15 protein-coding genes are annotated in these 22,757 nt (G+C 56.3%); 5 read left to right on the top strand and 10 right to left on the bottom strand.

Features of this window, described 5'->3' with window-relative positions:
• The first annotated feature begins 48 nt into the window (after window positions 1-48).
• Window positions 49-576 carry a CopD family protein gene (locus tag B1C80_RS10700; protein WP_077921079.1) on the top strand — a complete coding sequence of 176 codons (528 nt, stop codon included), beginning with the start codon at window positions 49-51 and terminating at the stop codon, window positions 574-576.
• A gap of 11 nt (window positions 577-587) precedes the next feature.
• On the opposite strand, the gene B1C80_RS10695 is transcribed toward B1C80_RS10700, so the two are convergent.
• From B1C80_RS10695 to cobA, 5 genes are all read right to left on the bottom strand, one after another.
• Window positions 588-2,048 carry a rubredoxin gene (locus B1C80_RS10695; RefSeq protein WP_077921078.1) on the bottom strand — a complete coding sequence of 487 codons (1,461 nt, stop codon included), beginning with the start codon at window positions 2,046-2,048 and terminating at the stop codon, window positions 588-590.
• 102 nt (window positions 2,049-2,150) lie between these two features.
• Window positions 2,151-5,723, bottom strand: coding sequence for a nitrate reductase (locus B1C80_RS10690; RefSeq protein WP_077921164.1), 3,573 nt, complete (start codon window positions 5,721-5,723; stop codon window positions 2,151-2,153).
• 66 nt (window positions 5,724-5,789) lie between these two features.
• A complete protein-coding gene (locus B1C80_RS10685; protein ID WP_369822688.1) occupies window positions 5,790-7,082 on the bottom strand; it encodes a NarK family nitrate/nitrite MFS transporter in 1,293 nt (430 codons plus the stop codon).
• Window positions 7,083-7,137: 55 nt separating this feature from the next.
• On the bottom strand, window positions 7,138-8,688 hold the full coding sequence (locus B1C80_RS10680) for an alginate export family protein (RefSeq protein ID WP_139361634.1): 1,551 nt from the start codon (window positions 8,686-8,688) through the stop codon (window positions 7,138-7,140).
• A gap of 268 nt (window positions 8,689-8,956) precedes the next feature.
• A complete protein-coding gene (gene cobA / locus B1C80_RS10675) occupies window positions 8,957-9,718 on the bottom strand; it encodes a uroporphyrinogen-III C-methyltransferase (RefSeq protein WP_077921076.1) in 762 nt (253 codons plus the stop codon).
• Between the two features lie 276 nt (window positions 9,719-9,994).
• Here cobA and nirB point away from each other — a divergent pair, with 276 nt between their 5' ends.
• The 4 genes from nirB to B1C80_RS10655 all read left to right on the top strand — a co-directional run bounded on the left by nirB (window position 9,995) and on the right by B1C80_RS10655 (window position 15,130).
• Window positions 9,995-12,559, top strand: a complete 2,565-nt coding sequence (gene nirB / locus B1C80_RS10670; protein ID WP_077921075.1) for a nitrite reductase large subunit NirB — start codon at window positions 9,995-9,997, stop codon at window positions 12,557-12,559.
• Window positions 12,560-12,635: 76 nt separating this feature from the next.
• The gene (gene nirD / locus B1C80_RS10665; RefSeq protein WP_077921074.1) at window positions 12,636-12,989 is read left to right on the top strand and encodes a nitrite reductase small subunit NirD; all 354 of its coding nucleotides are present in this window, start codon (window positions 12,636-12,638) and stop codon (window positions 12,987-12,989) included.
• Between the two features lie 3 nt (window positions 12,990-12,992).
• Window positions 12,993-14,459, top strand: coding sequence for an ATP-binding protein (locus B1C80_RS10660; protein WP_077921073.1), 1,467 nt, complete (start codon window positions 12,993-12,995; stop codon window positions 14,457-14,459).
• Between the two features lie 2 nt (window positions 14,460-14,461).
• Window positions 14,462-15,130, top strand: coding sequence for a response regulator transcription factor (locus B1C80_RS10655; RefSeq protein WP_077921072.1), 669 nt, complete (start codon window positions 14,462-14,464; stop codon window positions 15,128-15,130).
• Window positions 15,131-15,169: 39 nt separating this feature from the next.
• On the opposite strand, the gene B1C80_RS10650 is transcribed toward B1C80_RS10655, so the two are convergent.
• The 5 genes from B1C80_RS10650 to B1C80_RS10625 all read right to left on the bottom strand — a co-directional run bounded on the left by B1C80_RS10650 (window position 15,170) and on the right by B1C80_RS10625 (window position 22,698).
• Entirely contained in the window at window positions 15,170-16,120 is a 951-nt protein-coding gene (locus tag B1C80_RS10650; protein ID WP_077921071.1) for a Brp/Blh family beta-carotene 15,15'-dioxygenase, read from the bottom strand.
• Window positions 16,121-16,231: 111 nt separating this feature from the next.
• The gene (locus tag B1C80_RS10645; protein ID WP_077921070.1) at window positions 16,232-17,005 is read right to left on the bottom strand and encodes a bacteriorhodopsin-like; all 774 of its coding nucleotides are present in this window, start codon (window positions 17,003-17,005) and stop codon (window positions 16,232-16,234) included.
• Window positions 17,006-17,937: 932 nt separating this feature from the next.
• Window positions 17,938-20,412 carry a carboxypeptidase-like regulatory domain-containing protein gene (locus tag B1C80_RS10635; RefSeq protein WP_077921068.1) on the bottom strand — a complete coding sequence of 825 codons (2,475 nt, stop codon included), beginning with the start codon at window positions 20,410-20,412 and terminating at the stop codon, window positions 17,938-17,940.
• A gap of 20 nt (window positions 20,413-20,432) precedes the next feature.
• Window positions 20,433-21,644 (bottom strand): DUF4249 domain-containing protein, encoded by a 1,212-nt coding sequence (locus B1C80_RS10630; RefSeq protein WP_077921067.1) that lies wholly within the window; start codon window positions 21,642-21,644, stop codon window positions 20,433-20,435.
• Window positions 21,645-21,690: 46 nt separating this feature from the next.
• Complete coding sequence (locus tag B1C80_RS10625; protein ID WP_077921066.1) at window positions 21,691-22,698, bottom strand: cation diffusion facilitator family transporter; 1,008 nt, start codon at window positions 22,696-22,698, stop codon at window positions 21,691-21,693.
• Window positions 22,699-22,757: the final 59 nt, after the last annotated feature.

The following is a 22,757-nucleotide window of genomic DNA, read 5'->3' as shown; positions in this document are numbered from 1 at the left end:
CGAGTTGCCGTATATTCGTCCTGCACGCATGCCCGACCGAGCTGATTTATGGCATTTCTGTACAGCAAATCCCTCCACATCATTTTTGTCGTGACCTGGTTCGCAGGTCTGTTTTACATACCGCGTTTGTTCATTTACGTTACCGAGGCCGAGTCGCTGACCGAGCCGGGCCGGCGCGTTTTGCAGGACCAGCTTCGACTGATGCAGCGCCGGCTGTGGTATGGCATTACCTGGCCATCGGCGGTGGTTACCCTGGCGCTGGGCCTCAACACCTGGTACCAGTACGGCGCTACCCCCGACTGGCTTATTTACAAACTAGGTCTGGTGCTGGGCTTATACCTCTACCACGGCTCATGCCACGTTCTGTTCCGGCAGCAGCAGCGCGGAGAGTTGCGCTATACGTCCAACCAGCTCCGAATCTGGAACGAAGTAGCTACCCTGTTCTTATTCGCCATTGTATTTCTGGTCATTCTGAAAGATGCGCTGAACATGCTCTGGGGCATGCTGGGCCTGTTTGCGCTGCTGATCGTGCTGCTGCTGGCGATCCGACTATACCGGCGGATTCGAAAAGCATGATCCAGTCGTCGTTAGAGCACCGCCGGGTCCGGTAAGGCTATCGCCACAAAATCGGTTTTGGGGGCGTCGCAGGTCGGACAGGTGTAGCCATCCGGCAGGTTATCGAAGGAAACACCAGCCGGTATGTCGCTGAGTACATCGCCATACCGCTCATCGTAAAGGGTAAAGCAGTGGGGGCACTGATGGCCTGGTGGCACCGATAGTATCTGGACCGGCGATTCTTCGGATCTGACGGATAGAGCCTCGCTGGTTTCGCGTAGCCGACGGCTGCTGTAGGTGCGGCACAGGCGGTCGATTTGCGCGGGCAGGTGAATTTTCAACAGGCCTTTCTCGAACCGGTGATAGGTTCGGCTATTCGGGTTAAAGTTCTCCGTGTAGTACAGGTCGTAGACGCTCAGCAGGGCCAGTTGCCCGAGTTGAAGCAGCGGGCGTTTGCGCACCAGAATCGAACCGAACACTTCGGATTTGGGGCGGGTCTGCACCCCGAAACACAACCCAAACGTACGGGTGTCGTTCTTCTCGAAATAGCGGATTAGGAAATGTTTGAGCCGGGTACCGTCGTCCGTATGGTCTTCCGTCTGCCAGGCCAGTTCATTGGCTGCGTGGCGAACATTGATGTTGTGTTTGCCCAGCACCCGCGACCATTTGGCCCGGTCTTTCTCTTCGATACCTTTTATGATCACGGATTTCCAGGGCGTTACGCAGAGTTCACCGATGCGGGTGGCCAGGCAAAGCGTACAAATATCGAGCAGAAAGGCCACCGAAAACTGTTCGTCGCGCCGGTACAGGCCCAGCCAGGACCGGTGTCCGTATCGGTTGAATCCTTCGTAATACGGCAGCGAAAACTCGGGTAGGTCAACATCCTGCGTAGCGGGCTGGGTTATGAACGACCGGCCATTGGTAACGGCGCTGTAGAGGGTATCCTCGCTTTGATGCTCCTGATCCAGCATGGATTCCTCAATGGCTTTGGCCAGTCGCCCAATGTCATTGGTGTAGATCAGCTCGGGCCAGCGGAACAGCCTGTTCGTCTGTTTGGGTCGAACGTATACGTACCAGAAATGCGGTTCCGGCGAGGTTATAAAATTCAGGTTGCCGGTAAAAAAAGGCGTAAAGCTCTGGTTAGCATCCGACAGATTCACCTTCAGGCGGGGCTGGTAGTCGAACTGGTCAAGCACGGTATGGTATTCGCTCTCCCGCAGCCAGGCGCCTGTTTTAAAAACATCCTCGCCACAGTAGGAACTGATGATATTCGGAAACCGACTGGTCGTTTCGTAGCGAATCCCGTGTTGTTTGAAGTCTTTTTCCAGCCAGCGCATGTCCTCGTAATGGACCGTCATCAGCAGCTGCTGCCGCGCCCCGAAGCGCACCTGACGAACCCGCGCTTCGTACGCCAGCGACAACACCGTCTGCAGCGTCCCCACCGATACGATACCACCGGGTATGTTGACCGTAACTGTATAATAATCACGCATAATAGAATTTCATTTTAATGATGAGTTATGAGTGATAAGTGATAAGTGAGTCCGCGTCACCGTGGCGGATGAGGTGGGGACGGGTATTGACAAATCGCTCATTCACCCATTTACCAACTCGCTCATGGAAACGAGAATACTTCGAATTTCGGGGCGGCAGGAACCGCAGCCGGTACCGGCACCCGTGGTCTGGCAAAGCTGCTGAAAATCGGTGCAGCCCGCCCGAATGGCTTTTTCCAGGTTGCCCTGCCCAACGGTGTTGCATGAACACACCAGCTTACCCGCAACCGGGTCAACTTTTTTGCTGGCCCGCAGGAGCTGTAGTCGTTTCTCGGACAGTTCGGTGCCGTTGGCAATCAGATCGCGAAACTCCTGAAACTCGTTCTTGTCACCGACCAGAATAGCACCCACCAGCTTGTCGCCGTGGACAATGCATTTTTTATAGTACCGTTTCGACTTGTCGATGAATACGATTTCTTCGTAGTTCGCATACTCCGCTGAGCCGGGCGGGGCTGGTATCTCCGTGATCCCCATGCTGCACAGATGAAGGCCTTCCATCTTCAGTAGGCTAACCGATAAGCTGCCCCCATATGGGGCCGATACGTCGCCAGCTATGAACCGGGCGGCAGTATCGGCCTGTTGCTCGGCGGCCAGGGTTATGCCCCACATCTGCCCGCGCCACTGCGCTACTTCGCCAGCCGCGAATATATGGGGGTCCGACGTTTGCATGTAATCGTTCACCACCACGCCCCGGTTGCAGGTTAGCCCCGCAGCCTGGGCCAGTTCGGTGTTGGGTACGGTGCCAATTGCAATCACAACGGCCTGACAACGTATCTGCCGACCCGAATTGAGCTGAATACCCTCAACCCGGCCGGTACCCATGAAGGTCTGAACCTCTTCGTTGAAGTACACCTCGATGCCTCGGTCCAGTAGCTCCAGGTAGAGGAGTTCGCTCGCCAGCGGGTCGAGCTGGCGTTCCATGAAGCGGCTGGCCCGCTGAATGACCGTGACCCGAACCCCAATCTGACGCAGCGACGCGGCCAGTTCGAGCCCCAGTAACCCACCCCCTACAATGACTGTATGGGGTTCATGCGGCCCGGAAGGACTGTCGACGGGCGGTTCCAGAAAGGGCATGAGTGAGTCGGCATCCAGGCGCGACCGCATGTTGAAGATGCCGGGTAAGCGGGGCACCCCTTTAGGCATAAAGGCGCGACTGCCCGTGCCGAGCAGAATTTTGTCATAGTCGTGTTCGACGCCATTCGTATCTACGACGACCCGGGCGTTTCGGTCGATGTGCGCGATGCCGACGCCTTTGTGGACGATGATGTTGTTGTCGGCAAACTGATCTTCGCGCAGCTTGACCAGTTGCGCCCACGACTGCGCCCCGCTAATGTAATCGGGGAGGAGCACCCGGTTGTAGAACGGATGGATTTCTTTGGAGAACACGTGAATCTCGTCGTCGCTCGTCGCGTTGAGCGAGCGGTAGGTATTGATGAAGCCCAGCCCCGCCGAACCGGCCCCAATCAGGATGATTTTCTCGACGGGCTTCCGGTAGGGAACCACCTGAACCGCCGTGAACTTGAAATCGGGCTCTTTGGAGCGGGGGTCTACCAGGGCGTTGGTCAGGTTGTTAGCGCGGTTCAGGTTGGCGTGTTCCGGGTTGCCGCCGAGCGCTTTCCCCCAGTGCATGGGCAGAAAACACAAGCCCGGCCGAACGTCGTCGGTCAGTTGGGCAATGACCCGAACCACCCCCCGGCGACCCTGAACCTCGACCAGTTGACCGTCGTTGATGCCCCGGTTTCGGGCATCGTCGGGGTGAAGTTGCAAATACGGTTTGGGCGTATGCTGATTGAGTTTGGCCACCCGCCCGGTTTTGGTCATGGTGTGCCACTGATCGCGAACCCGCCCGGTGGTCAGCATGAGGGGGAAGGTGTCATCGGTCGGCTCAGATGTGTTTTCGTCGGGAACCGCGTGAATCTGCGCCCGTTGGTTGGGGGTGTTAAATCGGTGGTCCGAGAACAGCCGCTTCGTCCCGGACGCTTTTTGCTCCTGCCGTTGCGTTAGTGTGTAGGGCCACTGAATACTGCGTTTTTCGTTCAGGAGCGCATAATTTACCCCCGTCACGTCAATTGTGGTGCCTGCCGTGATCGCGACATACTCATCGTAGACGGCCGACGCACTAATGTAGTTGAACGACTCGCCGAAGCCCATTTTCTGGGCAAACCGCCAGATAATCTCCACGTCGGGCAGGGCCTCTCCTGGCGCGTCCAGTACCTTAGGAAGGTGCGTGATTCGGCGCTCGGCATTGGTCATGGTTCCCTCTTTTTCGAGCCATGCCGCAGCGGGCAGCACTACGTCGGCAAAGGCGACGGTATCGGCCCGGTTCGACACGTCCTGTACCACCACAAAACGCGCCTTATTGAGGGCGTTCTCGGCCGCGTTCAGGTCGGGCATACTCACCAGCGGATTGGTATTGATGATCCAGATGGCTTTCAACCGATCATCGTTCAGGGCGTCGAACATTTCGGTAGCCGTCAGGCCCGGTTTCGGGGCAATCCGAACCGGGCCGTTCCAGAATGCTTCCAGCTCGGCGCGGTGGGCTGCGTTGGCTACCTCCCGGTGTCCCGGCAACAGATTGGCCAGGCCGCCCACCTCGCGCCCGCCCATCGCGTTGGGTTGGCCGGTAAGCGAAAACGGCCCGTTGCCCGGTGTGCCAATGCGGCCCGTAATCAGGTGCAGATTGATCAGCGACAGGTTTTTATTTACGCCGATCACCGACTGATTGAGGCCCATGGTCCAGAGCGACAGGAAGCCTTTGGATTGACCAATCCAGTTGGCGGCCTGCTGAATGTCGGCGGCTGGAACACCGCATACGTCGGCGGCTTCGTCGAGGATGCGTTGCATGACCTGCGCCCGGTAAGCCTCGAAACCATCGATATGCGACGTGACAAACGACTGGTCAACAGCGCCCTGTTCGATCAATAGCCGACCGATGGCATTGTTCAGGACAATATCGGTACCGGGACGAATGGGCAGGTGAAGATCCGACGAACGGGCCGAGTCGGTTTTGCGGGGGTCGACGCAGATCAGTTTGACGTGCGGATTGGCGGCTTTGTGGGCTTCGATCCGTCGCCAGAGAATGGGATGGCACCAGGCTGGGTTGGCTCCCTGCACGTAAAACACGTCGGCGGCTTCGATGTCGTCGTAGCAGACGGGCACCGAATCGTCGCCCAGCGACAGCTTGTAGCCCACCACCGCCGAACTCATGCACAAGCGCGAATTGGTGTCGATATTGTTGGAGCCAATGAACCCTTTGATCAGCTTGTTGACCAGATAATATTCCTCCGTCAGGCATTGCCCCGACACATAAAACGCCACGGAATCGGGTCCGTATTTCTGAATCAAGGTTCTGAAAACAGCCGCTGTTCGTTCCAGAGCCGCATCCCAGCTTACGCGTTGCATGGGCATCGCCCGGTTGAGTCGCATCTGTGGGTACAGCAACCGGTCCGACTGGTCCATGACGGTGTAATGCAGGTTCATGCCCTTGGAGCACAACATGCCGCGGTTTGACGGATGGTCTTTGTCTCCTTCAACCGTCAGCCGACCGTTTGGCTCCTGGTTGACTACGATGCCGCAGCCAACGCCACAATAGCAGCAGGTAGTTTTGTGTGTCATTGGATTATCTGGAAAAAACAGGCTGACGAACCTCCCGTTGCCGAATCCGACAGCCAGCATCAGTCATCAGGCCGTTTGCAGGTCAGCTTCGACAGGTTCGGCAACGGGTTCGGTATTGAAATTGACCAGCAACAGCAGCAGACCGACGAACACCACCACCACGCCGATATACAGGAAAGCTTGTCCGTAGCTGATGGTCGCCGATTTGAACAGAAAGCCCATCAGCATACCGCCCACGTTGCCGCCCGCGCCCACCACCCCGGAAATAATGCCGACCGCTCTGGGATTTACAAAAGGCGTGATGGCGTAGGTGGTGCCATTGGCCATTTTGAGAAACATGGCGAAGGTCAGCATCGAAACAATGGCCAGCGGCAGGCTACCCGTTTGGGCAAATAGCGCAATACCAGCGCCTTCCATAAGTAGCAGTCCCGCCAGGAGCAAGCCTTTACCACGCATGCCGTACCTCCGGCCCACCTTGTCGGCAACGATACCGCCAACGGCGCGGGCAAAAATATTCATGAAGCCAAACAGCATGGCCCAGAAACCAGCTTCTGTTTCGGCCATGTGGAAGTTATCGAAGAAGTAAAGAGCCGCCACCCCGTCGAAGGTAATCTCCATGCCGAAGCAGCAGCCATAGGCGAGAGCCAGGGCCCATACGCGCAGATCGGCGCAGGCTTTCCAGAACGAAACTGTTTCCTGCTGACTGTCGGCCCGTTGAATTTCGTCGTAATTGCCAGCAGGCGTGTCCTGGGTGTAGCGGTAGTAGACGAACGCCATAACAAGCATCAGCACGCCCGGTACGATCATCGCCAGCCGCCAGGCGTCGGCTTTTACGTAGCCAAAGCCAACAATAGCGCTCATGATGAGGGGCATAGCGAGCTGCGTAACGCCCCCGCCCAGGTTGCCCCAGCCTCCGGCAACGGCATTGGCTGTGCCTTTGATAGTGGGACCAAACATCATGGAGGTGTGAAACTGGGTGATGACAAACGAAGCCCCAATTACACCAATGGTCAGCCGAAACAGCAGAAACGTGGTGTAATCGTGGGCCAGGCCAACGAGCATAACTGGCAGCGACCCCAGAATCAGCAGCGCCGTGTATGTTTTGCGCGGTCCCCAGGTGTCGCAGAGCCGACCGATAATCAGCCGGGCAAAGATGGTAGCCGATACGGCGGCAATGATGGTATTACCCACCTGGGGTTTGGTCAGGCCCAGATCGGCCCGGATGGCAGGCATGAGCGGAGCCAGGCCAAACCAGCCGAAGAAGCAAACAAAAAAGGTAAGCCAGGTAATATGAAAGGTCCGCATCTGTACTCCGCGGATGCTGAAGATGTTCAGTCTGGTTAATTTATCCGTCGACATAGTCATTCTGGTTCAAAGCGTGAAAAATTGGTAGTAAGGGGTAGTTGGGGGCTAGTCACTTGACAGCCACAGGTTTGGTGTAGAAAAAATCGGGTCGGATGTTGATCATTAGATACGCCCATTTGCCGATCTTATCGTTTGCATTCATCGTACCCTGTTTGGCATACTCCAGGCTGTTGGTACCGTTCATGATCGAGTAGCCCAGCTCCAGGCTGGTGAATTTGTTCAGGGCGTAAGTAGTCACGAAATCGTATTCCAAACCCAGCTTCGGGTCGAGCCGGGCTCCAGCGGGCGCATCGGCCATCCGGTTGTAGGTGGGAGCCGCAAGGGCAAAATAATGCAGGTCGAAGGTGGTGGTCAGGCGGGTCGTGGCGTATCTGAATTTCAGGAAAGCATCTCTAAGGCCACCAGCGGGTGAGCCCGTGCCGACGTAGAAGTAATCCATATACCCCCAGTGCCGGTGGGGAGTGCCATAGAGCGGATCGAACCGGTTCGTTTCGCCAGCCCGTAAGGTCGTTGCGTCGTTACCCGACAGCACTTCGTAGCCGGGGCCGACGCTGAGCGCACCTGTCTGAAACATGACGTTCCCGCCGTAGTGGTACGCTTTTCGGATGGTCAGTCCGTCGCGGTCTTTGCCGTTTTGTCCATAAGCAAAAGCCTGCCACTGCACCTTGCGGTTTTTAGCTACTGCACTTCCGAACTGGCCGGTCAGCATGGCTCCGTAGGTCAGCCGGGAGTTGGTGCCGGTTACGTCGTACCGTCGTCCATATACGTAACCCGTTGTTGGGCTGCCGAGCGAGTCGAGCCGGTACTTTTGAAAGTCATCTTTGAAAATCAGGGCCGAGAACCGGGTCTGTCCAAACGTACGGGTCAGATACGCCAGCTGAAACGATTTGAACTGCTGATTCTGCCCGTTGGTGCTGAGTGGCGTGGCCAGCACCGGAGCGCCCCCTTTGCCGGTAGTCGGCATAAAGCCAGGCGGAATAGCCAGGCTCACGTTTGCCGACGAAAGCGCCGATGCCGGGGCGTTTCCGGCGGTATAATTACTGCCCACCACACCGAAGGCATCGGTGTTCTGATTAAATCCGGCCCCAAGATCCAGCGCCCAGCCCTGGTGTCGGGCTTTGAGCAGGGCCGCATCGAACCGACGACCCTGCTGTAGCCAGTCGAGGTTACCGAGCAGGCGTACATCGTCATAGACGAGTTCCTGGCGCCCCAGCCTGAGCGCCAGGTTCTGTATGGTTCTGAAACGGATTGTGGAGTCGGCGCGGTTAGCGAGGGTAATTTCGGCCCAGGCCTCGTGAACCATCAGCCGGTTGCCATCGGCATTGTTGATGGTGGCGGCATCCTGACCCCAGACCCGTACGTCCTGTATGGCGGTCTGGATCGTGACGCGATCCCATTTGTAGCCGAAGGTAAGACGGGTACGCTGGGATGTAAACAACGCGGCCGGACTGTTTTTAGGAGCCAGATTGCCGAGTCCGTCGCGAACTTCGGTGCGGGTTCTGATCTGCCCCGTCAGCGAAATCTGGGCGAATAGATCAGGCATGGCCACTATCAGAATAATCACCGACATGGCCAGCCGGGTGATGTAGAGTGATTTCATAAAATTCCAGATCGACAGAGGTACGAATGCGGTGAGATGACATAGCAATAGCAGGAATACCCGAATACGGGTAAACAACAGGCAAAGGCCTGACGGACAGGAGTCGGGAGGGGTGGTCGTGAAGAAGCCCGCAGAAGGGGTACCACACGGGCGAAATGAAGTCGTTTGCGTTAGACGCTTTTTTCCATTTTCTTTGATGCGTTTGTGTTATACATAGACAACCCTGTTGAGCCGGTCCAAAGGTGCCCCCACACCGGACCGGCTTTTTTTAGACCCGGGCTGTAGACAGATCGTGCAGATACGCCATCGAGTAGGATGGATGTAACCCAACGACCTCGCCGACCATCAGCACGGCGGGCGCCCCCACGCCCTGCAATGCTACCAGACTCGGCATCTCCCAGACCTGGCCAACCACGCACTGCTCGTTAGCGCGTGTTCCGTTCTGTACCACCGCCATCGGTAAGTGACCCCGACCGTACTGGCAGTACATCGCACATATTTCATCCAGTTTGTTCAGCCCCATCAGAATAACCACCGTCGCTTTAGACTGGGCGGCCAGGTATAGATCGTCCGACAAGTCGCCCTGGCGCGTGGTACCCGTGATGACCCAGAAGCTTTCGCTTACGCCCCGGCAGGTTACCGGTATGTGCTGCGATGCCGGTACCGCAATGCAGCTTGACACGCCCGGTATTACCTCACAGGGAATATGGTGTTCCAGGGCATAGGCATACTCTTCGTACCCCCGGCCAAACACGAAAGGGTCGCCCCCCTTCAGCCGAACTACATGCCCATGCTTACGGGCCAGCCGAACCGCCGTCCGGTTGATGTCATCCTGCGACATGGACACCTGACCGGCTCGTTTACCCACATAGGTCCTGAGCGCTTGTTCCGGAGCAAAGTCCAGCAGGGTGGCGTTGGCCAGATCGTCATACAAAATAACGTTGGCCTGCCGGAGCGCTCTGATCCCTTTTAGGGTGATCAATTCGCCGTCGCCCGGACCCGCCCCCACGAGTGTTAGCTTTGGCTGCATAGTGATGATCTACTAAGGTGTCTATTGAAATTGTACTATAATAGTGAGTTATAACTATCTGTGATTTCTGCTTCAAAAGTATAGGGTAAATTCTTAAAAACAAGAGTTTTCAATAAAATATACTTTAAATTTAATAATAAGAAGAATATAATTGTAGGAAAAAGTAAAAAGACAGTTTAATTTTGATGCGTAATAATTTATAAGCCGTGGGGGTTAATTCTTGAATTATTACAATTAAAAAACAGGGTTTTTATAAGTTCATAGTCACTAATAACTATGTATGCACAAACAGCAAAGCGCGTTGTCGTAATCGGCAACGGGATGGTCGGCTACAAATTCTGCGAGAAGCTGCTGGCCGATGAGAAAAAAACAACTGCGTTTACAGTAACGGTTTTTGGGGAAGAGCCGCGCGTAGCCTACGATCGGGTTCATCTGAGTGAGTTCGTCGGGGGGAAGTCAGCCGATGAACTGGCGCTGGCCCCGGTTAGCTGGTATGCCGAACACGGTATTCAGCTCTACCTCTCCGATCCGGTTGTTGCCATTGACCGGGAGCGGAAGGAAGTGCGGTCGCACACGGGTCGGGTCGTTCCTTACGATTATCTGATACTGGCTACGGGCTCAGGCGCTTTCGTGCCCACTATTCCGGGGGTTGAGAAAGAAGGAGTCTTTGTCTACCGGACCATCGAAGATCTGGAGCTGATCATGTCGCACGCGCGTCAGCTGCGAACAGGCGCGGCCCACGGCCCGAAACGAACCCGGGGGGCCGTACTGGGCGGGGGGCTGCTGGGGCTGGAAGCGGCCAAAGCGCTGCTGGATCTGGGCCTCGACGAAGCCCATGTCGTTGAGTTTGCACCCCGGCTGATGCCCCGCCAGATCGACGAAGCCGGTTCGGGCATACTAATGCGCAGGCTCGAAACCGTAGGATTGTCCGTTCATCTGGGGAAAAGCACCCAGGCGATAGTGGGCGAGGCTGCCATTAAAAGCATGGTCTTCGCCGACGGCGCCACGCTGGACGTCGATATGCTGATCATTTCGGCCGGTATCCGACCCCGCGACGAGCTGGCAATACGGGCTGGCCTGGATACGCATCCGCGCGGGGGTATCGTGGTCGACGAGTTCATGCAGACATCGGACCCGGCCATTTTCGCCATTGGCGAATGCGCACTGGCTCATAATATGATATATGGACTGGTCGCGCCGGGCTACGAAATGGCATCCGTAGCCGTCGCCCGGCTGACCGGCATCGAGAAATCGTTCAAGCCGTATGACATGTCGACCAAGCTGAAGTTGATCGGTGTCGACGTTGCCAGCTTTGGCGATCCGTTTGCTGAAGGAGAGGCCTGCCAGACGATTGTGTATGAAAATAAAGCCAAAGGGATTTACAAACGAATCAACGTAACCCCCGATGGAAAGGAACTGCTGGGTGGTATACTGGTGGGCGATGCCGAGCAGTACAATATGTTGTTGCAGCTCTGTAAGAACAAGACCGTTCTGCCTCCCGATGCCGAAGACCTGATTCTGGGCGCGGGTCGGGGAGCCGCCGAAGGAGCCGGAACTGCGCTGGGTGGCGTGATGAGTCTGCCCGACGATGCGCTCATCTGCTCCTGCGAAGCCATTACCAAAGCCCGGCTCTGTTCGGAAATCACCGAAAACGGGCATACGACCATCGATCAGCTGAAAAAAGCCACGAAAGCCTGCACCGGTTGCGGAGGCTGTACCCCGCTGGTCAAAGACCTGCTAGCGGGCGTGCTGACCGAACAGGGACAGTACATCCGGAACGTAATCTGCGAACACTTCGATTATTCGCGTCAGGAGTTGCTCGATCTGGTGAAAATGAACGGGCTGAAAACCTTTGGGGCCGTTATCAGCCAGTTTGGCCATGGCGCAGGCTGTGAGGTGTGCAAGCCCGTCGTGGCCTCCGTACTGGCCAGCCTCTGGAACGAGAACGTGCTGACCAGCGACCGGGCTCCCATTCAGGACTCGAACGACCGGTATCTGGCCAATATTCAGAAGGGAGGCACGTATTCGGTAGTACCGCGGATTCCGGGGGGCGAGATAACTCCCGATAAGCTGATCGTGATCGGGCAGGTGGCCCAAAAATACGCCTTATATACCAAAATCACCGGCGGTCAGCGAATCGACCTGTTCGGCGCCCACGTCAACGACCTGCCCCGGATCTGGGAAGAGCTGATAGCTGCTGGCTTCGAGAGTGGCCATGCCTACGGGAAAGCCCTGCGTACGGTGAAAAGCTGCGTCGGTTCTACCTGGTGCCGGTTTGGGGTGCAGGACTCGGTTTCGTTCGCCATCGAGGTTGAAGAGCGTTACAAAGGCATCCGGTCGCCCCACAAACTGAAGTCCGGGGTGTCGGGCTGTATCCGCGAGTGTGCCGAAGCGCAGAGTAAGGATTTCGGGATTATAGCGACCGAAAAGGGCTGGAACCTGTACGTATGCGGCAATGGAGGGTCCCGGCCGCAGCATGCTCAGTTGCTGGCTTCGGACGTGGATAAGAAAACCTGCATCCGGCTGATCGACCGGTTCCTGATGTTCTACATCAAAACGGCCGACCCGCTGACCCGAACTGCTACCTGGCTCAACAAGATGGAGGGCGGCATGGCCTACCTGAAAGCCGTAGTCGTAGACGATGTGCTGGGTATTGCCGCTCAGCTGGAGCAGGAGATGCAGCAGCTGGTCGACTCCTTCGCCTGCGAATGGAAAGAGGTGGTAGAAAATCCGGACCTGCGCAAACGGTTCGCCCACTTCGTCAATGCCCCGGAGGAGAAAGATCCGCAGGTCCGGTTCGAGCCCCTCCGCCATCAGAAGCGCGCCCTCGAATGGCAGTAACCCCGCCATCGGCGACGCGGAGGCTCACTACGCGCATCGATCCTTTCTCCTCACTCATTCCTAACAACAATAGCCCATGGAGTCAATAACCCTCGAAAAAGAAGAGATTACCTGGCATCAGGTATGCACCATTGCCGATGTACCCGCCGATGGTGGCGCCTGCGTATTGGTAGAAGGCCGCCAGATCGCTATCTTTAACTTTGCCCGTACCGGCGACTGGTACGCCACCGACAACCAGTGTCCACACCGGCAGCAAATGGCACTGGCGCGGGGGATGACCGGAAGCCAGGGCGACGAGCACAAAGTGGCTTGTCCATTCCATAAGAAGACGTTTTCGCTTAAAACCGGTCAGTGCCTCACCGATAGCGACTACCAGATCGCCACCTATCCAATACTGGTGGAAAACGGACTGGTGTTCGTTGGCTTATAACGAATGACAGAACTCGATCAGCAGGTAGCCCGCCGTTTAACCCGTTTCTATATCCTGGCCCTCACCGTGATCGCCCTGCTCACGGTGAGCGGGCTCCTGTTTATCAAACGCACTATCCGGGATCTGAACGACAACGGGCGGGTTTTGAATGTGGCCGGGCGGCAGCGGATGCTGAGTCAGCGACTGACCAAAATCACCGTCCTGAAACTGGCCGGTATCCTCTCGCCCGATACCCCGCTGTTCGATTCGTTACTGACCGCCTGGAGCACAACCCATGTGCAGCTGCGCAATGGCCGTTTACTGATGGAAAAGGCATATGACGTGCCCAAAAGCAAAGAGCTGAACACAATGTTCGGTCAGATCGAGTCCAGTTATCAGACCATCTACAACAACTTTGTCCGGATCGGAACGCCCGGCTTATCGACCAGCCAGCAGAAACAGGCCGTAGAGCAGATTCTGGCTCAGGAGCCATCCTATCTGAGTCAGATGAATACAATCGTTTTTCGGTTCGATACCGAAAACTTCGCGCGGGTAAAGCACCTCGAACGGATCGAGTGGATGCTGTCGTTGGCAACCTTACTAACCCTGCTCATTGAAGGACTGCTGATATTCAGGCCGGTCGTAAACTACACCCGCCGAGCCATTCGCCGGCTGGCCGAGTCGAAAAAGGCACTTCAGCTCGCCAACGAGCGGCTGGCCATAACCAACCTCGATCTGGAAGCAGCCAATCGTACGTTAGTGGACACGCAGCAGTTGCTGGTCCGGGCGGTCGATGAAAAGTATGCGTTGCAGCGCGCCGAAGATCGGGTTCGGTCGGCGGCCCTGCTGGAAGGGCAGGAAGAGGAGCGCAGGCGTTTTGCCCGCGAACTCCACGACGGCATCGGACAGATGCTGACGGGGCTCAACCTGCATGCCGGGAAGCTTAAGAAAATTCAATTTTCGGACGATAAGCAGCGGCTCCGGTTTGAGGAACTCTGTACCATGATTCAGGACATTATTCAGACAACCCGCCAGATTTCGCATAACCTGATGCCGTCGGTACTGGGCGATTTCGGGCTGGAGGCTACCCTGCAGCTCCTGGCTCAGCAAACGGCGCAGGCCTCGGCCATCGATGTGCAGTTTACCGGTATGGGCGATGAGAAACGCCACAGTCCGGCGGTCGAAATTGGGCTGTACCGCATTGCGCAGGAAGCGCTGAACAACGCGGTCAAGTATGCGGGTGCGCAGCAGATCGACCTCAGGCTGCTGCGCACCCGCACTCAGCTGATCATGACGGTTGAGGATGACGGGAAAGGGTTTTCTCCCCGAAAGGCCATCCGGCGGGGGCAGGTCCCGTCGGTAACGAACGGACTGGAAAATATGCGAACGCGGGCTCGTTTGCTGAACGGTGATCTGACCATCAGCTCGACGCTAAAAAAAGGGACCAGAGTGGTGGTTAAACTACCTTTGTCTGACACTCAGATTCACTAACCATGCCGATACGACTCCTTATTGCCGATGATCATGCTGTGGTGCGGAAGGGAATCCGGACGCTGCTGGAAGACGAAACCGATATTCAGATCGTGGGAGAGGCTACCGATGGTGACGAAGCGATCGACCTCATTCCGTCAGTGCGTCCTGATGTGCTGCTGCTGGACATTACTATGCCGCGCATGTCGGGGATCGACGTAACCAGGGTGGTATCGCGGCAATTTCCGCAGGTTCGTATCCTGATCTTCAGTATGCACCATAATGCCGATTACATTCTGAGTGCGGTTCAGAACGGGGCAGCCGGTTACCTGCAGAAAGACACGAACGAAGAAGAGATTCTTCGAGCCGTTAGGATGGTAGCTACCGGCGATCTGTACTACCCATCGGCCGCATCGTCGGTCATAATCCGTCACCTGGTTCTGCCCAACGTACCGAAGCCGGGCGAGACGGGAGAATCCCAGCGTAACCCTCCGCCCGGTTCGATCTGGACTAAGCTAACCCCTCGCGAAGAACAGATTCTGACCTGCCTGACCGAGGGAATGAGCAGCCGGGAAATTGCCGATCGATTCGATATCAGTGCCAATACGGTCGCCAATCAGCGGGCCAGCATTATCCGAAAAGCGGGGGTTAAGAACACCGTCGAACTGATCCGGCTGGCGCTGAAAAAATAGATGACCCGCAGCTGCGATGTCTGTCGGGTTCTGCCGGGGTTACCGGTCCAGCTGCGTACGCATGCCATGGAGGGCGAACAGATGGGGCAGGGTGATGACCGAGAGAAAAATAAACAGCAGCGGCAGCGGATCCCACAGGCGGGTGCTGAGGTGCCACCAGCCGAAAAAGAGCAGTAAACCAGCCAGCGAGAGGGCCGTAAAGGGGACGGCCCGAAGCCAGATCCGCTGGCTGGTCGACCGAGCTGGCCCCGCAGGTTTCAGGTAGTCGCCAATGGCCTGGAACGAACTGAGTGCATGCCAGCCTCCGAAATACAGACCGAACGAAAGCAGCAGGGGTAAGCAGGATCCTACGGCCAGTATGATGACCAGCTGAGTCAGTCGCAACCAGTCAACAGCCACCGGGTTGACCCAGATCGATAGCCCCAGTAAACCGCTTACAAGCAGCACGGTGCCTATCAGGAGTAGGTGCGTATGACTGACCGCCGTCTGCCATATCGATGCCGTTAGCGTATCGTAACGGGTTATGCGCGCCAGAATGGGCGTTACTTCCTCGGCATGGACCAGCAGAATAAACGAGATGACGAGAACGCCGGCCACCAGCCGTGTCAGGGTCCAGAGAATCGAAGCCGGAACCCGCTCAATGTCGGTTTCGCCAAAATGCCAGGCTGAGCCAACCAGAAATAAAGCCAGGCTAAACGAAGGAAACAGGGCCCATAGTAAGCCGTAGGCCGTCATCATCAGTACATAGCCAGCTATAAAGCGGACCCAGGAAAACGGCTTGCCCAGGCGTTGCGCGGTCTGACGACTTACCAGATGGTCGAGAGCCCCGTGCGGAATACCCGCCCCAAACAGCAAACCCGTGAAGATAAGCCACTGGGCGGGCAGGGGAATACTACCGGACATCAGTTGCCAGCCTGTCAGGCCAAGGCTCAGCCCAATCAGGAGATTGGCTGGCCGATAGGAAGCACCGGTCAGGGGGTAGGTCAGCATAGGTACGGTGGGGTGGTATGGGTTCTGGTTTGGGGAAGCTGGCCAGGCCAATTGTACAGCCACGAGCGCTCCCACTGGTAGAAAGCGCTCGTGAAACTGCCAGAAAGCGGCTTACAGCTGTCCTACCGGACTCTGAGACCGCTGAACGGGTGCCTCATGGTGAGCCTGCGAATTGGCTACTGCCGCCGAATAAACGACCAGCCCAAAACCAATTTTGTTGATGGCATCGCCAATGTTGTACACCAGGTCAATGTTCAGGGACAATCCACTGAGCAGGCCACCCGGAATCAACATATACCCAATTGGATAGATAGCCCAGCCAACCAGTACGAACCAACGGAGCAGCGATACCGCTTTCAACGTAGACGCATCGTTTGAGGCCACGGCAATTTTCTTGACATCGCCCAGGTAGATTTCGTACAGAATACCCACGTAGCCAAGGGTAGAAACAGCCCCCCAGAGTGCACTGCTCGGCCGGTCGAGCGACTCACCGACGTAACCGAAGACCAGCATCCAGACCGAATACGCGATCAGTTTCCACATGGTACTCACCTTGCCCCCAAAGGGCTTGATGATCATGTAAAACTCGACACACATAAGCGGGACCGTGAGTGTCCAGTCGATGTAGCGAAACTCCGTTGGCGACTGGCCGCTGGCCAGATACTGATCACGCATGTAGAAGTAGTGCACAGCAGCAATCATGGTAATAAGTCCCGAAATGGTCAGGGAAGTTTTCCAGTGGCCTTCTACCTGAGATCGCTCCAGGAAGAAAAATATTGAAGCTGCGAACATGGCCATGTAGCCCGTAAAGAAGGTGAACCCAATTACGTCACCTGGTCTTAGTTCGCCCACCAGCAGGAGGGTAGAGAAGGGTAATGTTTCCATTGGCTTGTGTAGTAAAAGTTAAGAAAATAGTGAGTACTCAATCAGTGATTCTGATTTACAGACACTAATGAAGTGTGAACGACAATTGTTTAATTTTTTTTCAAAAAAATTAAACAGAATCAATAGTGCATCCCGATAGGAAAAAAGGGGTTGATGACTCGCTAAGCAGGGTAAGCATGCCAAAAGGGCGATTTCCTGATGTGGAGAGCCTAAAATGCGATCGGGACCAACCCTGACATGCTGTCCTGATTGGTCCCGAGGATGGAAAAAATACGGAAAAATCGGTTGGCTGTCGCTAGCAGTAAAAAAAAGTGATCAGCTTATAAAATGCTGAAAGTAAGAAAGTTGTTTCCTTGAATTTCTACGACATATATCCCTGCATCAGGGTATCTAACCGCTAATAGGCTGAAATGTCTCCCGGTGCCCGAATCGTCAGTTCGTCCTCAAAAGGAACCGTAACCGACGTGACGCTCCTCAGGTTTGGATACTCACGCATGAAACGCTGATGCGCTGCGTCTGGATTGACATTTAGATAAGCTTTCCGGGTGGGCTTTGGTGAGACGGACCCATAGCCAGTAATGATGATCAAGGTGTTGGTACTCATAATTTTAGATCTGGTTTGATTGGGTAGACTTGACAAATAGGATCAGTTCGGAATGGGGGTAATCAGGCACTTGACGGGTGCGGAAACGGGGTCAGTTGAGGTAAGATGAAGTAGCTTCGTAGAGCAGAAAAGCGGTGTAGCCGGATCGGACTCGACAGATGAAAGAGCAGTTAGACTGGTATGTGGATAACGCTCTGAAAATGAATAAGTTTTTTTAGCGGTCACAAAGAAAACTTATTTCTGTAGCGTTTATGCCGACCAGGCTCTGATAGTATGGGTCAATTCGGCAGTCTGTTTATTTTTTTTGAGAAAAAAATAAACAGACTGCCTAGCGGAACGTGAAGTTATACGTCAGGGTCGGGATGGGTGTGGCGAAGATTTGCAGCTGGTAAGCCTGCGTCTTGCCGTTCTCGGTCCGGAAGAAGGCCGAGTAGGTGTTCCGGCGCGCGTAGAGGTTATACACGGTAAACACCCAGCTACCCTGCCAGCGCCGGTTTTTCAGGCTGGGGTTGGTAATGTTCCAGGAGAAATCGAGCCGGTGATAGTCGGGTAAACGGGCCTGATTACGCTCGCTGTAATAGGGGAACTGGCTGGGTTCGATCGATCCAAAATCGGTAACCCCATTGATCAGTTCGGAGAGGGAGCCCCCGTTGGCCGGCGACTCATTGCTTTGTAAGGAGACAAAACCGTTAGGGGCAGTATAGGGCCGTCCGCTACTGTAGGCAAAGGTGAAACCAAAACTGTTGTTCCGGTTCACGGTGATCGTCATCGATGCGTTGAGCGTGTGAGGTCGGTCGTAATTGGCGGCATACCAGTTGCCATTATTAACCCGCTCCTGAAATGTGGGCCCCTGATCGACCTTATTCAGCGTTCGGGCATAGGTATAATTGACCCAGCCGGTCAGTTCGCCTTTTTTGCGGGCCAGCATGACCTCCAGGCCATACGCCTGGCTACGCCCCTGAAGCAGCTGGGTTTCCGGGTAGGCCTGCAACAGGAAGTTCGCGCCCGGTTTGTAATCGAGGGCCTGCCGGGTGGTGCGATAGTAGGCTTCGAGCAACAAGTCGTAGACGTTATCCTTGAAATTTCGGAAGTAGCCGGCTGTAACCAGCTGGCTAACCTGGGGCCTGATGTGGGTGTCGCTGGTTTTCCAGCGGGCAGTGGGGAGCGGGGTCGTCGTATTGGTGACGACCTGCAGGTACTGCCGCATCAGATTGTAGCCGAACTTAACCGACGAGCTGGCCGATAGTTCGTAGCGGATGCCGAGCCGGGGTTCCAGGCCACCGTAGCGCTGGCTTACCTGACCCGCTCCGTACCGCGTGGAGTCGACAACCGAAAAATCGTCGACGGGCTGCCCCGGTGCATAACGCCGTACCACACCCGGGCCCATAGCGCCGAAGAGCGAATAGCGCAGGCCGGCCGACACGGCCATTTTGGTCGAGAGGCTCCATTCGTCATCGGCATACACGGCCAGTTCGAGCCCGCGTTCGGTTGGGGTGCTAACGGGGTTGACCCGGTCGCTCGTACCCGGTAGCAGCGACCCCGGCTCTACCTGGTAGTGGGTAGCGTTTACTCCAATCTCGAGTTTCTGGTCGCCCTGCTGAACGTTGAGGCTGGTCTTGAGCTGACGCTGCCTGATGCCGGACCGAATGGTTACGACGTTGGTCGAGTTGAGTTCGGGTAGCTGGATTTTCGGTACGTAATAAGTCGACGAAAGGGTAGTCTGCAGGTTCAGCCGGGGCGACAGCACCCGCAGCCAGCGGGCCATGCTGTTCACCGTCTGATGGTCGTACTGGGTGGCGGTGGCGTTGATGTTCGGGATACTTCCCAAAAGCTGGGTCTGAAAAAAATCCTTGCTCATGTACGTCATGGCCGTCAGCGTGTTGCGGTCGTTGATCCGCCAGAATCCTTTCACGACCAGGTCGCCGAACTGCGCTTTGATGCCCGCCAGCCGGTCCGATACCAGGGGCAGCAGGAAATCGTTGAAGGCCCCCCGGCCCGACACCAGGATGCCCAGCCGGTCTTTTATAATGGGTATATCGGCCGTTAGCCGGTTCGAGACTACGCTTACCCCGCCCGTAAGCCGGAACTGGTCGAGGCTGGGGTTGCGCAGCGAGATGTCCATGACGGAGGCTGTCCGGCCCCCGTAACGGGCGGGCACGTTGCCTTTGTACAGATCGAGTCCGTTTACCGCATCGGCCGGGAAGATGGAGAACAGACCGAACATGTGCGACGGGTTGAAGATGGGTGTATCGTCGAGGAGGATTAGCGTCTGGTCGGTGGTGCCACCCCGGATGTTGACCCCGTTGGCAGCCTCACCCACGCTGGTAACCCCGGGCAGCATCTGCAGGCCGCGCAGGAGATCGACTTCACCCAGCGCAGCCGGTAGTTTTCGGAGGGTCTCGACGCTGATCTGACTGACGCCCAGCAGGGGCTGCCGAACGTTGCGGTCGAACCCTTTGCTCGTCACTACAACTTCTTCGAGCTGACTGGCCACCAGTACCAGTTTGACCGGCAGCTGGTAGTCGCTTTTCAACTGGAGGCCTATCCGAAACGGTTTGTAGCCAACATAACGCACCACAACATGGTGGTTCCCTTCAAACACATCGACCGAAAACCGGCCGGCTGCATCGGTATTGATGCCACGCACGGACTTATTGAAATCGACCACCACCGATGCGCCGGCCAGGGGCTGGTTGGTCGCCGAATCGCGGACGGTTCCGCTGATGGTTACGAGCGAGGCCTGCCCGCGGGCTGCCGTGGCGAAGAGGAACCCGATTAACAGAAGGCGAAGGCCGGTGAGCATACAGGTGGCTGGTCAGCGTCTTATTGCCAGCCTTCCGGCTGTACGTTGGTACGGGTAGGACTGGGAATACAAACCGCCGAGGGAACCCCGACGCCATAAACGGGCGGGTTGCCGCGCGACGTTTCAATATTCGGATAACGGCGGTTCTGGGCGTAGAACAGGCCCCGGTAGTTGCCCAGCGGCACATTCCGGCGACTAAGCCAGTAATGGTTGATGGCTACCGACGAAGCTGAAAAATACCCGACCACATTCTCAGACGGGTCGGTCAGGTTACGAACGTTGCCGACGGTGGGGGCGGGGGGCGTATCGACCAGGGTGCCGGTGTTCTGGGTTTGCTCTTCGAACAGCCGGTAATACCGATAGGCGCCAACCGTCAGGGATAACTGCTCGACATCGACAACGGCTGGTTCACGCTGATAGACGGGGACCTGGGCTACGAGCCGGCCTACCTGTGGCCGTCCGTTGGCGTACACATCGGCAAAGACGTTGACGCGGGTGCTGTAGAAGATATCCCAGCAGGAGCCGCGACAGATGTAGTCGTAAAAATTATACACCCCCAGGGTACTGTCCGGAACGCAACCGATCACCCGGATCGGGCCGGTGCCTACCGGGCCAATATCTTCGAGGATATACCGTCCCTGCTGGCAGGACGCGCACCATTCCTGCGCTTCAAACACCCGGGTGCGCCAGAGGTAGAAATTCGGCTGGCCCGCCGGGTCCTGAAAATCGACGAAGATGTCGTTGCTGGGCGTGTACAGTTCATTGGCAAACCGGCCCGGCCCCTTCGGATTGAACTGATCGTATACCCGCTGAATAGCCGGAACTGCCACCATCGTCTCGACTGTCGATTCGTAGCGGGAGCCGTTTGCCGTCTGAAACCGAAGCTGGTAACTGTCGCCCACGCGGCCGCTGAACTGGCTGGGCTGAAGTTCGTAGCGGCCCGGCTGGGTCTCGGTCAGCAGAACGGTCTGCGTGCCGTTGATTATAAGTTGCACCTGAGCCTGGCTGACGGGAGTGCGGGAGCTGCTGTCGCGGGTCGATGTCGACTGGTTGAGGGTGATGGCCTGGGTAACTGGCTGATCGGTCAGGATGCCTTCAACCACCAGCAGGGTCGTGTTGGGGGTAATGGTCGGGTCGAACGTAGCAACGCAGGTGCTGAGGCCGATCACGACCGCAAGCAGGGCAACAATCCGAAAAAGTCTGGATGAGGCAGACGGCCAGCCGGTATACATACTTAACCAAGTATTCTAATCGGTTAAGTATAAAAAGGTTCGGAATCTACTCGCTCTGTATGGCCAGGGGAACGAAATGCTTTTGGTTCAGCGGCAGATTCTCGCTGGTCCAGTCTACATCCCGCACAAAGGCAAACGCCCGCACGGGGCAGTCGGCCACGCGGCAGTAATGACAGCATTCTTTCATGCACGGGTCGGTATGCACGAAAATTTCGACCTCGTTGCTGAACCCGGCCTTGAGGGTATCCTCAAACGCATGTACCTCGTCATGGACCTGCGTCAGTTCCCAGTAGTAGGGTAACGTCAGGTGACAGTCGATGTGCAGGTCGGCGCCGTACTTCTGCACCCGCAGGTTATGCACGTCGATCCAGTTTCGCTCTTTGTGTACATTGAGCAGGGCCACGACCCGGTCCAGGGTTGGCGCGTCGGTTTCGTCCATGAGTCGGGCAACGGACTGACGAACCAGCTGCAGGCCATTGTAAATGATCAGGACAGACAAACCCAGCGACAACACGCTATCGATCCAGCGCTGGCCGGTCAGGGCCACTATGGCCACACCGATCATGACCACAATGCTGCTGATTACATCGGTCATCAGGTGCTGACCGTCGGCAATCAGGGCCAGTGAATCGGTCTGGCGGCCCGTACGGATCAGCATCCAGCCCACAAACGCATTGGCCAGGGCGGTAATCCCCAGCAGCACAAAGCCCGTATCCAGATTACTAAGCTCCTGCGGCTCGAAAACGCTCAGGATGGCCTGCCAGACGATCACCAGCCCGGCCGATAATATCATGGCCCCTTCGAAACCCGACGACAAAAATTCAACTTTTCCGTGGCCATAAGGATGGTTCTGGTCGCGGGGTTGGCCGGCGAGGTAGATGCTGTACAACGCGAATCCGCTGGCCAGCACATTGACGATCGACTCGACGGCATCGGTCAGAATAGCCGTCGATGACGTCAGGAAATAGGCTGTGAATTTGACAACCAGCAGAATGATGCTGAGCCCAAACGACAGGCCCATCCAGCGGTATTTAGTGCGTTGACTGGCCCTCATGAAGCCCGGAATGAAGTGGTATGTGTGAACAAATATAGCCAACCGTACCCACAAAGTCC

Source organism: Spirosoma sp. 209 (assembly GCF_002006735.1).
Taxonomy (GTDB): domain Bacteria; phylum Bacteroidota; class Bacteroidia; order Cytophagales; family Spirosomataceae; genus Spirosoma; species Spirosoma sordidisoli.
This window is presented reverse-complemented; position numbering and strand designations above follow the sequence as displayed.

Excerpts from the sequence above, each read along its gene's own strand:
- B1C80_RS10625 (WP_077921066.1), bottom strand. The coding sequence starts at position 22,698 with ATGAGGGCCAGTCAACGCACTAAATACCGCTGGATGGGCCTGTCGTTT.
- B1C80_RS10655 (WP_077921072.1), top strand. The coding sequence starts at position 14,462 with ATGCCGATACGACTCCTTATTGCCGATGATCATGCTGTGGTGCGGAAG.
- B1C80_RS10630 (WP_077921067.1), bottom strand. The coding sequence starts at position 21,644 with ATGTATACCGGCTGGCCGTCTGCCTCATCCAGACTTTTTCGGATTGTT.
- B1C80_RS10680 (WP_139361634.1), bottom strand. The coding sequence starts at position 8,688 with ATGAAATCACTCTACATCACCCGGCTGGCCATGTCGGTGATTATTCTG.
- B1C80_RS10660 (WP_077921073.1), top strand. The coding sequence starts at position 12,993 with ATGACAGAACTCGATCAGCAGGTAGCCCGCCGTTTAACCCGTTTCTAT.
- B1C80_RS10700 (WP_077921079.1), top strand. The coding sequence starts at position 49 with ATGGCATTTCTGTACAGCAAATCCCTCCACATCATTTTTGTCGTGACC.
- B1C80_RS10685 (WP_369822688.1), bottom strand. The coding sequence starts at position 7,082 with ATGTCGACGGATAAATTAACCAGACTGAACATCTTCAGCATCCGCGGA.
- B1C80_RS10695 (WP_077921078.1), bottom strand. The coding sequence starts at position 2,048 with ATGCGTGATTATTATACAGTTACGGTCAACATACCCGGTGGTATCGTA.
- cobA (WP_077921076.1), bottom strand. The coding sequence starts at position 9,718 with ATGCAGCCAAAGCTAACACTCGTGGGGGCGGGTCCGGGCGACGGCGAA.
- B1C80_RS10635 (WP_077921068.1), bottom strand. The coding sequence starts at position 20,412 with ATGCTCACCGGCCTTCGCCTTCTGTTAATCGGGTTCCTCTTCGCCACG.
- nirD (WP_077921074.1), top strand. The coding sequence starts at position 12,636 with ATGGAGTCAATAACCCTCGAAAAAGAAGAGATTACCTGGCATCAGGTA.
- B1C80_RS10645 (WP_077921070.1), bottom strand. The coding sequence starts at position 17,005 with ATGGAAACATTACCCTTCTCTACCCTCCTGCTGGTGGGCGAACTAAGA.
- B1C80_RS10650 (WP_077921071.1), bottom strand. The coding sequence starts at position 16,120 with ATGCTGACCTACCCCCTGACCGGTGCTTCCTATCGGCCAGCCAATCTC.
- nirB (WP_077921075.1), top strand. The coding sequence starts at position 9,995 with ATGTATGCACAAACAGCAAAGCGCGTTGTCGTAATCGGCAACGGGATG.
- B1C80_RS10690 (WP_077921164.1), bottom strand. The coding sequence starts at position 5,723 with ATGACACACAAAACTACCTGCTGCTATTGTGGCGTTGGCTGCGGCATC.